This window comes from Thermococcus aciditolerans (assembly GCF_008152015.1).
GTDB lineage: Archaea > Methanobacteriota_B > Thermococci > Thermococcales > Thermococcaceae > Thermococcus > Thermococcus celericrescens.
Window position 1 is genome coordinate 1293797 of record NZ_CP041932.1, and the last position, 15477, is coordinate 1309273.

A 15477-nucleotide genomic window follows, 5' to 3' on the forward strand; every position below is an offset into this window, starting at 1 on the left:
TCACCTGTGGAATGCTATGTTCCAGGGTATAAAAGCTTTCAGAGAACGAGGGCTATGTAGGCAACGCCCCCAGCGAAGAGAAGCAGCGCCGGAGGAAGGAGCCGCAGGTAGACTCTTCTGAGTTCAGCCCCATAGTATTCGGCCGAGAACACGAAGCAGAGGTGCACGGGACTGAAGAGCATACCCATGTAGCCGCTCAGGTAGGCGAGGGCTATGCTGTCAAAGCCCGTGAAGAAGGGCAGGAGCAGGGGAAACGTCATGCCCACGTAGGCGAAGCTTATGCCCGTCATCAGGCCGACGATGAACGGCGTCACCATGAGAACGAGGACTACCGGCAGGTTCATTGATATCATGGCGTTCGGAAGCGTCTCAACCGCCCCCGTAACCTGGAGCACGTATTTGAAGTACATGACGGCCACGAGAAGGAAGACTATCTTCGGCTGGAGGGCGTGGGCGAGCACCTCCTTCACGTCCACCCTTCTCAGGTTGGGTATGAGAGCGGCGAGAAAGCCCAGGAAAGCGCCGTAGACCATGTCCAGACCGAGAACTATCGAGGTGAGTATGATTATCAGTATTGGACAGGTGCTCTTCAGGAGAAGCCTGAGGCCGGTTTTAACATCTCCCTCCCCGGAGCCGTCATCCGGAAGCGGGCGGATGAGGAGGACGTAGCCGATGAGCGCCATTAGAACCGTCAGAGGGAACATCTTGGTGCTCATCTCCCGTATAGAGATTCCAACGAGGGCTGAGGCAATGACTATGGCCTGGTACATTGGCCACGAGTGCTCCCATACGTGCCTGAACCAGTAGTTGACGAGGGTTTTGTCTTCAGCTTTCATCTCGAACTTCCCGGCGACCGGCTCTATCATGGGGGCCGAGACCAGTGCGCCCGCTGGCATCGGCATCAGCCCGATGAGGGCCGGAAGCATGGCCAGGGAGTACTTGGCCTTGGGGAAGAGGTTGCTCGCCGCCATTTCCATGTCCTTCAGGTAGCCTATCTGGGAGAAGACCGATGTCATGCCCATGATGAAGGCTATTATGAGCACCAGCCTTATCGTCTCCCACGAGGTGGCGGAGTGGTAAAGGGCCGCAACGGCATCCCCTGGACTCATTCCAAACAGGAATGCCAGCACCAGAGAACCGATGAATATTGAGACGCCAATGTTGATTTTAAGCCAGATAAGGGCTATTACTACCGCGAAGGAGGCGATCAGGTAGAGCAGTTCCACTCGTTTCACCGGGCATGATAAGGATTCGATGAAAATTTAAACCTTTGGTTAGAGCCTGCATCTTCCGTCGAAGAAGCTCGGTCTCTCGAAGGATTTGTTCATAGCCGGAAAGTCCTCGCGGTAGTGAGCGCCCCGACTTTCTTCCCTCGCGAGTGCGCACTCAAGGACTCCCCTCGCGAGCAGCTTTAACCTCGGGTCTGCCTCGATTCCCTCAAGCTCCCTGAGGCCCTCTTTAAGGGTCTTCGCGCTCCTAACGATTCCGGCGTGATTCCACAGGAGTTCCCTCAGGGAATCAACGTCCCCAAGCTCGTAGCCGTGATAGACCGGCTCCTTAACCTTGCCAAGTCTCGGCTTATCCCTCGCTATCGTTCTGGCCACTTCCAGCCCCGAAATAATGCACTCAAGGAGCGAGTTGCTGGCCAGTCTGTTCGCCCCATGGAAGCCGTTGCTCATAGCCTCGCCTATTGCGTAGAGGTTTTTAATTCCCGTTCTGTACCAGAGGTCAACCGCTATTCCTCCCATCGTGTAGTGGGCTATCGGTGATACAGGGATTAGGTCCCTAGAGGGGTCGAGACCGTCCTTCCGCAGGAAAGCGTATATCTGGGGAAAGCTTTTCTTGAAGTCCTCTATCGAGGTAGCGTCTAGGTAGACCCTCTTTCCAGCGAGCATCTGCCTGTATATCGCCCTCGCGACGATGTCCCTCGTGGAGAGTTCGTTAACGAAGCGCTCCCCGTCTTCCGTCACCAGCTTTGCCCCGGCACCGCGGACGGCCTCACTGACCAGGAAAACGCCGCTCCTTCCGAGGTAACCCGTCGGATGGAACTGGACGAACTCCAAGTCCCTCGCTGGGGCACCCTTCATTATCGCGTCGCCAATGAGGAGGCCAGTGTTGGATTTCGAGCCCGCTGTGAACTTGAAAAGGCCAGAGAAACCGCCGGAAGCTATGACCATCGAGTCAAAGCGCAGGAATTCGCCCTCAAGGAAAACACCGTAGGCTTTCCCCCGCTTCACGGCCAGCTCATCAACTCCTCCTTTGACGAAGTGAACCCCAAGCTCCTTGGCGCGGAGGTGTAGGAGCTTCGTCACGTGCTTCCCGGTCTCGTTCTTAATCGTGAAAACCCTGGAGAAAGAGTGTCCCCCCTCGGTCTCGTTGGCCTCGAACTCCAGCCCTATCGAGAGGAGAAACTCGTAGGCCTCGCTCGCCTTGGACACAACGCTCCACACGGTCTCCTCATCGTTGAGATACTTGCCGGCCCTGATAGTGTCCAGAACGTGGGCTTTAGGAGAATCACCGTCGAGGATGGGAAAGGCTATCCCGGCCTGGGCGAGGTAGGAGTTGCTCTCCCTTATTCCCCTCCCGATGACCGTCACGTCGAAGCCCCGTCTCGCCAGGGCTACGGCCGCCGTTAATCCCGCGGCACCGCTTCCGATGATTCCAACGCTGGTCATAGCTCTCCCCAGGCTGGACTGGGAGAAACGCCTTATAAGGTTTTCAAAAAGAGGGGAGGGAATCACTTCCCGACCGGATAGTTCGGCGCCTCGTTGGTGATGAAGATATCGTGCGGGTGGCTCTCCTTGACGCCGGCCTGGGTTATGACCACGAACTCGCCCTTCTCCTTGAGTTCGGCTATGCTTGAAGCTCCGACGTAGCCCATTCCTGAGCGTAGACCTCCAACGAGCTGGTAGAGGACGTCGCTCACGCTTCCTTTGTAGGGTACGACTCCCTCAACTCCCTCCGGGACGAACTTCCTGGTTTTCATGTGGCCCTTCTGGTAGTAGCGCTCCGCTCCTCCCTTCATCATGGCACCGAGGGAACCCATGCCGCGGTACTGCTTGTACCTCCTGCCGTTGATGACGACCTCCTTGCCCGGGGCTTCCTTCGTTCCGGCTAATAGGGAGCCCAGCATTACCGCGTCAGCTCCCGCCGCTATCGCCTTGACTATGTCGCCGGAGTAGCGGATTCCGCCGTCGGCTATGACGTGGAGCCCGTATTCCTGAGCCCTGTCTGCCACGAGCGCTATGGCAGTAACCTGCGGGACGCCGACACCGGCGACGACCCTCGTTGTGCATATGCTCCCGGGTCCTATTCCGACCTTCACCGCGTCGGCAAAGGTCAAATCATCAACCGCCTTCGGGTTGGCGATGTTTCCGACTATCAGGTCGGCATCGACGGCTTTCCTTATCTCCTTCATCGCTTTAATCGCCTTGAGGTTGTGGGCGTGTGCCGTGTCAACGACGATTACATCAACACCTGCTCGGTCAAGGGCCCTGGCGCGCTCGATGTCGAAGGGACCCACCGCTGCGGCAACTATCAGGTCACCGTTTTCATCCTTTACCGCGTTCCTGTACTTCTTCCTCATCATGAGGTCGCTCATCGTGATTATCCCCACGAGGCGGCCGTTCTCATCGACGACCGGAAGCCTGGCTATCCTATTGGAGACCATCGCATCAAGGGCTTCCTCCACCGAGACGTCCTCGCCGACGGTTATGACCTCGCCTGTCATGACCTCCCTCACAAGGCTGCCCTCTTTGGCCGCTATGTCCTTCTTGGTAACGATGCCGACTATTCTGCCGTCCTCACCAACGACCGGAAGGCCGTCGATGTCATTTCTCTCCATGAGGAAGAGCGCGTAGTCGAGGGTCTCATCGGGGCCTATGGTGATGACGTCCTCGACTATGAAGTGCTCGGCGCGCTTGACCTTTCTGACCATCTCGGCCTGCTCCCCAACGCTCATGTTCCTGTGGATGACTCCCAGGCCGCCTTCCCTGGCCATCGCCACTGCCATCTCCCACTCTGTAACTGTATCCATCGCCGCGCTGAGGATTGGGATGTTCAGTTTAATGTTCGGGGTTATCCTCGTTGAGACGTCAACGTCCCTGGGCTCGACCTCGGTCGCCTGCGGTATCAGAAGAACGTCGTCAAAGGTGTACCCCTTAATAGCATTAACAAGTTTGTGTTCAAATTTTCCCATTTTTCTCGCGCCTCCACATCCTTTTTAACGTGAACCTGTCAAGGGTTTTTAAGGGTTTTGACGAATTTGAACATGCCACAGGATAACACATGCACACCCAAAAAAGGCTTAAGCCATATCATCACTCTTGTTAACTATCAACTGCTAAGGATTGCTACTATCCCCAGAGGACATCCTCTCCGTAGGGTTGTCGAGGTGTAATAACTATAACTTATCTAATTAAAGAATTTATTAATTGGTTAAATTTTTTATACTCTTGGCATTTTGAATTAAACATGCACATAAATGAGGAAGACAAGCTAGAGACAACACGAGATAAAATACTCACTGGACCTATATTAAGCACGTTATTAGTGCTGGCCTATCCCTGCTTCTTAACCAGCTGATTGAAATAGTGTATAACATGACGGATATGTTCTGGCTTGGAAAACTTGGAAGGGTCGAAGTTGCAGCCCCAAGCGTTTCATGGCCGATAATTGGTCTTTTGCTGAGCATAGGTGATGGATTCGTCGTGGCGGGTTTTGCACTTGTGACCTTCCTTCCATTTTTTGGAGTGTACTCTGCAGTGACAGATGTGTTCCAGAGCTCAGGCCACACAAGAAACGAGCTCATTTTAAGTACGCTGAGACTGTGGGGACTTCGTCTTCCGTTGGGATACGGACTTGGAGTGCTCATGCACGATACAAGTGGACTCTGGCTGGGGATGGGACTTAGTAATCTCTTTTCCGTGGTGATTGCTTTCGCCTGGTTCATGAAGGGAACGTGGACGAGGAAAATAATAGACAACTGACTTTAAGAGGCCGGCGTCGACGATATGACAAAAGAACCAGGAAAAGTTTACGTTCAATCCAAACTTTCCCCTTTTTTACCCATCGGTTCATCACAAATACAAAGAACAAGCCGAAAGACTAAAATAGACATCGATGTCCACATTTTTCGGTGATTACTATGGAGGCAGCCGTAAGAAACGTTGCAAGGGGGGAGGGCCAAACCCTCCGCTGGAAATGTTGAGAGGAGCTTTGGTTTTGATGAGCTGTTGGGTGAAATACTGAAGGAAGGTCTCTTCTGGGCGGCCCTCGGTCGGCCGTCGGAGGTCATGCCGTTTCTGAGGGGCAAGCTCTTGAGCAACGGCATCGGCGTGGACAGGATGCGCAGGGAGTACTTGGAGTACCTGCTCGACGACCTGGAAAGGTTCTACAAGAGGGTCTCGTGGAGCAACGAGATTGACGAGCGGCACTGGAAGGCCTTGAAGTCCTTCCACAGGGACATAGTCTCGGTGATTTCTTCTGAGAGGGCTTAGCTTTTTAACCCCTCTTCCCTACTCCTTCTGGGATGATGAGGGAAGTTTCGTCCGAGCGGTGAGGAAACTCGCATGGGCTGACTACCTCTTCTAGCCTTCTACATTTTCCTTTTGAAAGCCCGGCCTTCCAAGGCAGGAGGTTGGTGTCATTATAGCTAGATCTTCACAGGTAGGAAAAGCACAACAGGCCAAGGTCTTCCCGTAGATTTAGATAATGCGTCCATTTGCTTCTACAAGTCCGTTGGGCCAAGAGTTTATGAAAACAATTTTATTTAAAGTAACCCCATTTGTTTACGCAAAATGTTTAAATATTCCTTTAGTTATGTATCTCTCCGGGTGATATATTATGTTCGAACTGAAGCACGAAATCTTTAAGGATATATGCCGGATTGGAGACGATGGAGTAGTGGAGTTCGCTACATATTCAGCCGGAGGATGGGTTTTTGGAGAGAGCCTCATCGAGGTCAGAAGTCCGATAAACAATGAAGTCATTGCAAGGGTTTCAAAACTGAACGGGGAACAACTTGAGGAGGCCATTGATGCAGTCTATACAAAAGGAAGGGAGGCTATAAGAAACTTTCCCGGAGAAAAAAGGATAAAGGCGTTTTTAAAGGCTGCCCAGCTCATGAGAGAGGCATTCGACGATTTCACCAAGGTGTTAATGCTCGACGCTGGAAAGCCCTTGAGCAATGCCAAGGGCGAGGTCATGGCAACAATCGAACGTCTGGAAAAGACAACGATGGAGTCAAGAAGACTTCTGGGAGACTACATTCCCGGAGACTGGAGTGAAGAGACCCTCGAAAGCGAAGGAATTGTAAAGAGAGAGCCTTATGGGGTAGTCCTAGCCATAAGTCCATACAATTATCCTCTCTTCATATCCGCCGCAAAGGTTATCCCAGCACTGCTCAGCGGAAATGCCGTTCTGCTTAAGCCTGCATCACTTGACCCGATTGCACCGCTCTTATTCATAAGGGTTCTCGAGCTCTCCGGGCTTCCAAGAGAGAGCTTTGCACTTCTGACCATAGCTGGCAGAGACATGGATAGAGTCGTGGCAAACAAGAGAATCAGGGCAATAACCTTCACGGGAAGCACTGAGGTTGGAGAGCACCTTCTCAAAACCGGGGGAATAAAGGCATACCACATGGAGCTCGGCGGAAAAGACCCCGCAATAGTTCTGGATGATGCCGATCTCAAAACAACCATCGAAAAACTCATCAAGGGAATGGTAAGCTACTCCGGGCAGAGATGCGATGCCATAAGGATAATCTTTGCAGAGAAGGAAATATATGAGAATCTCAAGGACATGCTCGTGGAGAGGCTCAAGGGGATTGATCCCAAGAATCCACTCGAAGATGAAAACGCCATAATGGGGCCGCTGATCGATGAGAAAAGTGCAGTGACAATTGAAGAACTCTATCGGGATGCCGTTGGAAAAGGCGCAAAGCCACTGACAGAATTCAAGCGCAGAGGAAACTACGTGTGGCCGGTTCTCCTTGAGGTCAGAAAGGAGACACTTCCAAAGCTGAGGGCATTCCAAGAGGATGTGTTCGGCCCGCTGACGCTTTTAGTCAAGGTCAAAAATGAAGACGAAGCCGTCGAGCTGGCAAATTCTTCCCGCTTTGGCCTTGATGCGGCAGTCTTCAGCACAAATGATGCCAGAGCAAGGAAAGTCGCAAGAAGGCTTGAAGTTGGGGCAGTATTCATAAACGAGTTTCCGAGACACGGCATCGGATACTATCCATTTGGAGGGATGAAAGACAGCGGAATCGGAAGGGAAGGCATAGGTTACTCCATTGAACAATTTACCACAACAAAAACAATAGTCAGGAACTACAGAGAATACGGGGTGTGGGAGTACATTTAACCTTTCCCAGATTTCTCCTCAGATTTCTCAGATATTTTTGTGATAGTCAAACACTTCTGTTTAACTTAAGTGCTTTTGTTTACACAAAATGTTTAAATTCCTCGTGGGGATAGTTATACCGACCAGAGGCCTAGGGGGTGACCCGATGCCCAAGGATATATTAGGCAAATTGGAATTGTCAGAGGTCAATTCTGGAGTCTTCTATGGGGAATGGATGCCCATCGATGGGAGGGAGTTAATATCCTCTCATTCTCCCATAGATGGAAAAGAGATTGCAAAAGTCACAATCGCAGGGAGAGAGGACTATGAAATGGTTATCAAAAAGGCGCAGGAATCATTTGATGTCTGGAGCGAAATTCCCGCACCGGAGAGGGGACAGATTATCAGGGAGATTGGAGACGAACTAAGACAAAAGAAGGAAGCACTAGCAAGACTGGTTACTCTTGAGGTCGGAAAGATACTGACTGAGGGCAGGGGAGAGGTCCAGGAGATGATAGACATCGCAGACTTTGCAGTCGGTCTTTCGCGGCAACTCTATGGGCTTACGATCGCGAGCGAGAGGAAAGACCACGTTCTCTGCGAGAGGTGGCATCCCCTCGGCCCGATAGGTGTTATTACAGCCTTTAACTTCCCCTGTGCAGTGTGGTCGTGGAACGCGTTCATAGCGGCCGCAGTCGGCGATGTAGTTGTGTGGAAGCCATCAACGAAGGCACCTCTGACCGCAATAGCAACCACCAAAATCGTCAACAGCGTCCTTGAGCGCCACGGACTTCCGCCAATATTCTTCCTTGTAATCGGCAAAGGTTCTACCGTCGGCAACTGGATGGCAGAAGACAAGAGGCTGCCGCTGATATCTTTCACCGGCTCGACCGCAACAGGGAGAAAGGTGTATGAGAAGGTTGCAAAGCGCATTGGAAGGGTAATACTCGAACTCGGCGGGAACAACGCAGCTATAGTCAGCGATAAGGCAGACATGAGAATTGCGCTCAAGGGAGTCGCTTTTGGAGCCCTCGCAACTGCAGGACAGAGATGTACAACAACCCGCCGCTTAATTCTGCATGAAAGAATCTACGACGAGTTCTTGGACAAGCTGATAAAAGTGTACAAGAACGTAAAAATCGGCAATCCGCTTGAGCCGGATACGCTGATTGGGCCCCTAATAGACGAAGAGGCCGTTAAGAAGTATGAGGGAGCCATAGAGAGGGCAGTTGCAGAAGGGGGCAGGATTCTTTATGGCGGAAAGAGACTAGAGGGCTGTTACGTTATGCCCACGATAATCGAAGCGCACCCGGATATGAGGGTAGTAAAGGAGGAAACATTCGCTCCAATACTCTATGTCTTCAAGTACTCCACCATCGAGGAGGCCCTTGAACTCAACAACTCGGTTCCACAGGGTCTCTCTTCTGCAATATTCACGAACGACTTAAGGGAAGCGGAGTACTTCTTAGCCCATTCTGACTGCGGCATAGCCAATGTAAACACGAGCACTGCTGGAGCGGAGATAGGCGGAGCGTTCGGAGGGGAGAAAGACACCGGAGTCGGAAGGGAAGCGGGAGGTGATGCGTGGAAGTTCTACGCAAGGAGGCAGACTGCAACTGTGAATTATAGTAGGGACTTGCCTCTCGCACAGGGGGTTAAATTTGATATTGAATGAGGTGGCGAGGTATGATATGGGCAGTTGAGAAGCCGAAAAATGAGATGGACAGCATACTGAGCTACTCCAGCGGAACAAAGGAAAGGGAGGAGCTTCTGAGAGAAATCGAAAGGATCAAGAAAACGACCGAAGAAATTCCCCTGATTATCGGAGGGAGGAAGGTAAAAACCGGAGAGGTTATAGAGATAAGGGCCCCACACGACCATGATGTTGTGCTCGCAAAAGCTCACTTAGCTGGAGAGGATGAGCTGAAAGAGGCAATAGAATGTGCCCTTTCAGCATGGGAGGATTGGTCCGAGCTGGACTGGTACCACAGGGTTGCAATATTCCGTAAGGCTGCAGATTTGCTTGCCGGGAAGTACAGGAAAAGAAACATTGCAGCGATAATGATGAACCTCTCAAAGAACCCCTACGAGGCAGAGATCGACCTGGCCGAGCTTGTTGATTTCTGGAGGTTCAACCCCTACTACATCAGATTTATCTACGAGCAACAGCCAGACCAAGCGCCAGGGGAGATGAACAGAACTGACTGGCGTCCCTTAGAGGGATTCATACTCGCAGTTACACCCTTCAACTTCTACTCAATTGGAGGAAACCTGCCAACTGCGCCGGCGATGGTTGGAAATGTCGTTCTTTGGAAACCTTCCCGCTCGGTGATATTTGCAAACTTTGAAATAATGAAGATACTCATGGAAGCCGGGCTCCCGGATGGCGTTATAAACTTCGTACCGTTTCCAAGCAAATGGTCCGACGTTGTTCTAAGCCATCCTGACTTCGCTGGACTTCACTTCACTGGAAGTCATGAAACCCTCGTCAAGCTCTGGAAGAGAATAAGCGAAAACATCACCAGATACAAGAATATCCCAAGGATTGTGGGCGAAACTGGGGGGAAGGACTTCATATTCGTCCACAGCTCTGCAGACGTGAAGGCAGTTGTGACGAACATAATTCGTGGCGGCTTCGGATATCAGGGTCAGAAGTGCTCAGCCGTTTCAAGGGTTTACGTTCCAAAGAGTCTGTGGCCGGCCATTAGAGAGGGCCTCCTTGCGGAGCTGCCGAGAATCAAGTACGGCCCCGTTGATGATTTGAGCAACTACATGGGGGCGGTCATAGATGAGGGGGCATTTAAGAAAATCGTGTCGTACATAGAGTACGCCAAAGCACACCCCGAGGAGTATGAGATTATCTGCGGAGGCCACTACGACTCAGGCAAGGGCTGGTTCATCGAGCCGACGGTTATCCTCACGAAGAATCCAAAAGGAAAGCTCATGACCGAGGAAATATTTGGGCCCGTTGTGACGGTCTATGTTTACGACGACGACAAATACGAAGAGACACTCCGCCTGTGCAACGAAACCTCACCGTATGGCCTCACCGGCTCAATCTTCGCCAGAGATAGGTATGCAATAGTGAAGGCCGAAAAGATGCTCAGATACGCGGCAGGGAATTTCTACATAAACGATAAGCCTACCGGGGCAATCGTTGGCAGACAGCCTTTCGGCGGTTCGAGATGGAGTGGAACCAATGACAAAGCAGGTTCATGGCTTAACCTGCTCAGGTGGCTCAATCCCAGAACTATAAAGGAAACACTTGTTCCTAAGAAGTGACAGAACAGACCTTCTTCATTTCCTTTTTGACCTAACTTTTTAAACTCCCTCTCTTCTCCCAGATTGGGGGAGAGAATGGAGCCTGAAAGATTTATTGCCCACCTCAAGATACTCGTCGAGATGGAGCGTAAGGCCGAGATAGAGGCCATGCGCCTGGAAATGAAAAGGCTCTCCGGAAGGGAGAGGGAGAAAGTCGGGAGAGCGATCCTCGGCCTCAACGGGAAGGTCATTGGGGAGGAGCTGGGCTACGTTCTGGTGAAATACGGCCGAGACCGGGAGATAAAAACGGAGATAAGCGTTGGCGACCTCGTCGTCGTGAGCAGGCGAGACCCGCTGAAGAGCGACCTGGTTGGAACGGTCGTGGAGAAGGGGAAGCGCTTCATAACCGTGGCTTTGGAAACCGTTCCAGAGTGGGCTTTGAAGGGAGTCCGCCTCGACCTCTACGCCAACGACATAACCTTTAAGAGATGGCTCGAGAACCTTGAGGCCCTTCGCGAGAGCGGGAGGAAAGCGCTGGAGCTTTACCTCGGTCTGAGGGAGCCCGAGGAGAGCGGGGAAGTCGAGTTCACGCCCTTTGACAGAAGCCTGAACGCGAGCCAGAGGAAAGCTGTGGCGAGGGCTTTGGGCAGTCCCGACTTCTTCCTGATTCACGGCCCGTTCGGAACCGGCAAGACGAGAACTTTGGCTGAGCTGATAAGGCAGGAGGTGGAGAGGGGCAACAAGGTTCTGGCAACGGCTGAAAGCAACGTTGCCGTGGACAACCTAGTGGAGAGGCTGGTCCATTCGGGCATTAAGGTGGTTCGCGTCGGTCACCCGAGCAGGGTCTCAAAGAGCCTCCACGAGACGACCTTAGCTTACCTCATAACCCGGCACGAGCTCTACGGCGAGCTGAGGGAGCTTCGCGTTATAGGCGAGAACCTGAAGGAGAAGCGCGACACGTTCACTAAGCCGTCCCCGAAGTACAGGCGCGGGCTGAGCGATAAGGAGATCCTCAGGCTGGCCTCGAAGGGCATCGGGACGAGGGGCGTTCCCGCTCGCTTAATCCGCGAGATGGCGGAGTGGATCAAGATCAACCGGCAGGTTCAGAAGACCTTCGACGATGCCAGAAAGCTTGAGGAGAGAATCGCGAGGGAAATCATCCGCGATGCCGACGTTGTTTTAACGACGAACTCCTCTGCCGGCCTTGATGTCGTTGACTACGGTTCCTACGACGTCGCGATAATAGACGAGGCGACGCAGGCAACCATTCCAAGCGTCCTCATACCAATCAACAGGGTGAGGCGGTTCGTTTTAGCTGGAGACCACAAGCAGCTGCCCCCGACGATACTCAGCGAAAAGGCCAAGGAGCTGAGTAAGACCCTCTTCGAAGGCCTAATCGAGCGCTATCCCGGAAAGAGTGAGATGCTCACCGTCCAGTACAGGATGAACGAGCGCCTGATGGAGTTCCCGAGCAGGGAGTTCTACAACGGTAGAATAGAGGCCGACGGGAGCATCAGGGCGATAACCCTAGCCGACCTCGGGGTTAAAAGCCCCGCGCGCGATGGTTCATGGGACGAAGTCCTCAGGCCGGAGAACACCTTGGTCTTCATAGACACATCAAAGAGAGAAGACCGCTTCGAGAGGCAGAGGTACGGCAGTGAGAGCAGGGAGAACCCGCTTGAGGCGGGGCTCGTTAAAGGGGCAGTTGAAAGACTTCTAGAGCTCGGCCTCAGGCCGGAGTGGGTTGGGGTCATAACGCCCTACGACGACCAGCGCGACCTGATACGCTCGCTTTTGCCGGAGGAAGTTGAGGTGAAGACGGTCGACGGCTACCAGGGGCGCGAGAAGGAGGTAATCGTCCTGTCCTTCGTCCGCTCCAACAGGAAGGGTGAGCTGGGCTTCCTGAAGGATTTGAGGCGCTTGAACGTCTCGCTGACGAGGGCGAAGAGGAAGCTGATTTTGATAGGCGATTCCTCGACTTTAAGTGCCCACCCAACTTATAAACGGCTGGTGGAGTTTGTGGGGGAGAAGGAGACGGTGGTTGATGCCGGAGAACTAACCGAACCGCCAGCAAGTTTGTCTATAGATGACGTGAGGAAAACTCTTGAGATCTTGAGACAAAAGAATAAATAGACGTTCCAAAAGATCTGACCTCCTCCCCGCCTTGGCTGAGGGTTCCAGCGAGTTAACCCCTCGCCAGCGGGCGGTTCGGTTTGCAGGCCCATCACCTACCCGGGTTGCCCCTTTCGGTTCAGCCCGCAGGCCGGGTCTTCGGCCCGTTACCCCTACCGGCAAACCCGAATTAGGGTTATGCTTAAAGGCCACCACTCAGAGTTTTTGACCGCCCGAAAGCAGTCTTTGAAAGGACGCCTCACGGCGTCAACCCTCCAACGCTGGAGGGTAACGTGAAACCCCTCCCCCCGGGTTGTTCTACGGTGGCCTCTCCGAGGCCCTTATTAAACGGGAAGACATTTAAGGGTTTCGATGATTCAAAGCTGATTGGATTGAAAACCGTACCCCGCCCCAAAGGACGAGGCTTGTGAAAAGAGAAAAGTCAAAAAAGTTAGGGAAAAGGATAGGGACAGGATACGGTCAATCTACAGGGACACAACTTACAATCCTTTTTAATGGATACCCCCGGAACATGTTCCGGGGGTGCACCCTGTTAAAATTGGCAGGAGAGTGTAAGAAATGTTCCTCTACACGAAGAACTTCGACGAGCAGAAGGAGAAAGCCATGGCCGGCCTGAGAAAGGCATTAGAGGGGGGCAAGGTGGACAGGGATATAATCCCGCTCCTAGAGAAGATAAACTCGCTTGAGAACTACTTCACCACCTCCTCGTGCTCGGGCAGGATTTCGGTCATGGAGATGCCCCACTTCGGGGACAAGGTGAACTCGGTCTGGCTCGGCAAGTGGCACCGCGAGGTTACCGTTGAAGAGGTCCTCGATGCCATAGGAAAGCACTCAAAGGGCCAGCTCTGGTTCCTCGTGAGGAGTCCGATTCTTCACGTCGGCGCGCGAACCATGGAGGATGCGGTTAGGTTACTCAACCTCGCCATCGGGCTGGGCTTCAAGTACTCGAACATTAAAAGCGTGAGCCACAAGAAGCTCCTCGTTGAGATACGCTCCACCGAGAGGATGGACGTTCCGCTCGGAGCGGACGGGGAGCTCTGGGTCGATGAGGCATACATCGAGAGAATCGTCGCCATTGCCAACTCCCAGGTGAGGCGCTTCAAGGGGAAGCTGAAGAGGTTGGAGGAGGAAATAGGTGGGCTTACCCCTCAAGCCCCCTGAATCTAGCCAGGAAGAGCAGGCCGATGAGTCCCCAGAAGGTCGTCACGAGGAGATTCCCCAGATCGCCGTTCCCGGATATCAGCCGTGAGGCGCTCACCGTTGGGAGGAACATGAGAATCCTAGCAAGGCTACTGGGGAGAACGCTGGGGGGATAGTAAACCGGCGGGAACACCGTAAGACCGGTTACGAGTATGTTCGAGAGCCTTATCGTTCTAACGGGTTCCTTCATCCTCACGCCGAGGAGGAAGCCTATCCCGGCGCTCCACAGCCAGAGGGATATTATCCCGAGGATTATCCCGGGGACTGCCCAGGCTCCAAGGCGCGTGAGGAGGAGAACCGTGAGGAGAAGGACATAGGGCAGGGCAGGAACGCTCATGCCTATGGAAATTCCCAGGGCTTTCTTCCAGCCGCTTCCCGGAAGGGACATGAGGATGTCGTAGAACCTCGAACGCGTCTTCATTCCAACGAGTTCTATCGCCAGGTCTGCTATGCCGACCCCGGCTATGAAGCTAACGACCGCTCCAGCGAGGGCAGTGTTCAGGAACCTGCCCCCGCTCACGACGTAGACTATGAAGATGAAGGAGAGCGGCTGAATCGCGAAGCTGATGAGGGAGAACCTCCCCCTGGTCAGTGCCCTGGCGTAGTACTCAATCAGCGCCATCATCGAGACCACCCGTGATGAACACGTCCTCTATCGTCAGGCTCTCCCTTCTGAAGGGCACTCCTGAGCTTTCGAGGACTTCCATTATCTCCTTCTCCTCACGCTTGGAGCGGGTGTAGATGTAGGTATTTCTCCCGGCCTTTTTCAGGAGAAAGCCCTCAAGCTTAACGTCTTCAAAGGCGACGATCTTCGAATGAAGACCGCTCAGGTAGTCCCTCGCAACCCTCTCGGGCCTTCCGAAGGCTTTCACCTGGCCGTCCTTCAGGAGGAGAACGCGGTCGCAGACGCTCGATATCTCGTTGAGGTAGTGGCTGGTGAGGACTATCGTTGATTCTTCCGCCTTTTCCCGGAGAACCTCCCACAGGTTGAGTCTGTTCTCGACGTCCAGGCCAACGGTGGGCTCGTCAAGGAAGTAAAGCCTGGCATCAGCCGAGAGAACCATGGCCAGGAGGGCCCTTCTGACCATGCCCCCGGAAAGGGTGGACATCGGTTCGTCCGCGTAGTCTATTCCCAAGAGTTCCATGGCCTCATCGACCCTTTGCCGGGCTTCACTTCTGCTTAACCCCCTCATCCGGAGGTAGTGGTAGACGTAGTCCCTCGGGGTGAGCGTGTAGAAATGGGCCTTAACGTCCTGTGGGAGGAGCGCGAAAAGGTCTTTTGCTTCACAGTGCTTCCTTCCAAAAATCCTAACCTCACCGGAGTCGGGCTTCAGGAGACAGCTCAGAATCCTTATCAGCGTCGTCTTTCCGGCACCGTTTGGCCCGATTATTCCCACTATCTCGCCCTCTTCCACGGTGAAGGAAACGTCGTTTAGAGCCTTTTTTGAGCCGTACCATTTGGAGAGGCCTCTTACCTCAATGGAGGGCATACAAGAAAAGTTCTCATTGGACTAAAAATGCTTTTCGGAGTTGAAAGGAAAG

Annotated in this window: 12 protein-coding genes; 7 read left to right on the top strand and 5 right to left on the bottom strand. The window is 53.1% G+C overall.

Going from position 1 to position 15477, the window contains the following annotated elements; translation table 11 throughout:
• Window positions 1-38: 38 nt before the first annotated feature.
• The 3 genes from FPV09_RS07240 to guaB form a co-directional block, all read right to left on the bottom strand.
• Window positions 39-1226, bottom strand: a complete 1188-nt coding sequence (locus FPV09_RS07240) for a TIGR00529 family membrane protein (RefSeq protein ID WP_148883762.1) — start codon at window positions 1224-1226, stop codon at window positions 39-41.
• Between the two features lie 48 nt (window positions 1227-1274).
• The gene (locus tag FPV09_RS07245) at window positions 1275-2675 is read right to left on the bottom strand and encodes an L-aspartate oxidase (RefSeq protein WP_148882887.1); all 1401 of its coding nucleotides are present in this window, start codon (window positions 2673-2675) and stop codon (window positions 1275-1277) included.
• 62 nt (window positions 2676-2737) lie between these two features.
• On the bottom strand, window positions 2738-4198 hold the full coding sequence (gene guaB / locus FPV09_RS07250; RefSeq protein ID WP_148882888.1) for an IMP dehydrogenase: 1461 nt from the start codon (window positions 4196-4198) through the stop codon (window positions 2738-2740).
• Between the two features lie 403 nt (window positions 4199-4601).
• On the opposite strand from guaB, the gene FPV09_RS12180 reads away from it, so the two are divergent.
• The 7 genes from FPV09_RS12180 to taw3 all read left to right on the top strand — a co-directional run bounded on the left by FPV09_RS12180 (window position 4602) and on the right by taw3 (window position 13896).
• The gene (locus tag FPV09_RS12180; RefSeq protein WP_342781700.1) at window positions 4602-4988 is read left to right on the top strand and encodes a hypothetical protein; all 387 of its coding nucleotides are present in this window, start codon (window positions 4602-4604) and stop codon (window positions 4986-4988) included.
• Window positions 4989-5234: 246 nt separating this feature from the next.
• The gene (locus tag FPV09_RS07260) at window positions 5235-5498 is read left to right on the top strand and encodes a hypothetical protein (RefSeq protein WP_342781701.1); all 264 of its coding nucleotides are present in this window, start codon (window positions 5235-5237) and stop codon (window positions 5496-5498) included.
• A 346-nt stretch (window positions 5499-5844) separates the two neighbouring features.
• Window positions 5845-7362: an NADP-dependent glyceraldehyde-3-phosphate dehydrogenase gene (gene gapN / locus FPV09_RS07270; RefSeq protein ID WP_148882890.1), complete on the top strand. Its 1518-nt coding sequence runs from the start codon at window positions 5845-5847 to the stop codon at window positions 7360-7362.
• A 145-nt stretch (window positions 7363-7507) separates the two neighbouring features.
• The gene (gene amaB, locus FPV09_RS07275) at window positions 7508-9016 is read left to right on the top strand and encodes an L-piperidine-6-carboxylate dehydrogenase (RefSeq protein ID WP_148882891.1); all 1509 of its coding nucleotides are present in this window, start codon (window positions 7508-7510) and stop codon (window positions 9014-9016) included.
• An 11-nt stretch (window positions 9017-9027) separates the two neighbouring features.
• Entirely contained in the window at window positions 9028-10623 is a 1596-nt protein-coding gene (gene pruA / locus FPV09_RS07280; protein ID WP_148882892.1) for an L-glutamate gamma-semialdehyde dehydrogenase, read from the top strand.
• Between the two features lie 75 nt (window positions 10624-10698).
• Window positions 10699-12735, top strand: a complete 2037-nt coding sequence (locus FPV09_RS07285; RefSeq protein ID WP_148883763.1) for an IGHMBP2 family helicase — start codon at window positions 10699-10701, stop codon at window positions 12733-12735.
• A 558-nt stretch (window positions 12736-13293) separates the two neighbouring features.
• On the top strand, window positions 13294-13896 hold the full coding sequence (taw3, locus tag FPV09_RS07290) for a tRNA(Phe) 7-((3-amino-3-carboxypropyl)-4-demethylwyosine(37)-N(4))-methyltransferase Taw3 (RefSeq protein WP_148882893.1): 603 nt from the start codon (window positions 13294-13296) through the stop codon (window positions 13894-13896).
• On the opposite strand, the gene FPV09_RS07295 is transcribed toward taw3, so the two are convergent.
• Both FPV09_RS07295 and FPV09_RS07300 read right to left on the bottom strand, forming a co-directional pair.
• Window positions 13877-14560: a multidrug transporter gene (locus FPV09_RS07295; protein WP_148882894.1), complete on the bottom strand. Its 684-nt coding sequence runs from the start codon at window positions 14558-14560 to the stop codon at window positions 13877-13879. The two genes, taw3 and FPV09_RS07295, sit on opposite strands and share 20 nt — an antisense overlap.
• Entirely contained in the window at window positions 14544-15425 is an 882-nt protein-coding gene (locus FPV09_RS07300) for an ABC transporter ATP-binding protein (RefSeq protein ID WP_148882895.1), read from the bottom strand. The genes FPV09_RS07295 and FPV09_RS07300 overlap by 17 nt, the downstream gene beginning before the upstream one ends.
• Window positions 15426-15477: the final 52 nt, after the last annotated feature.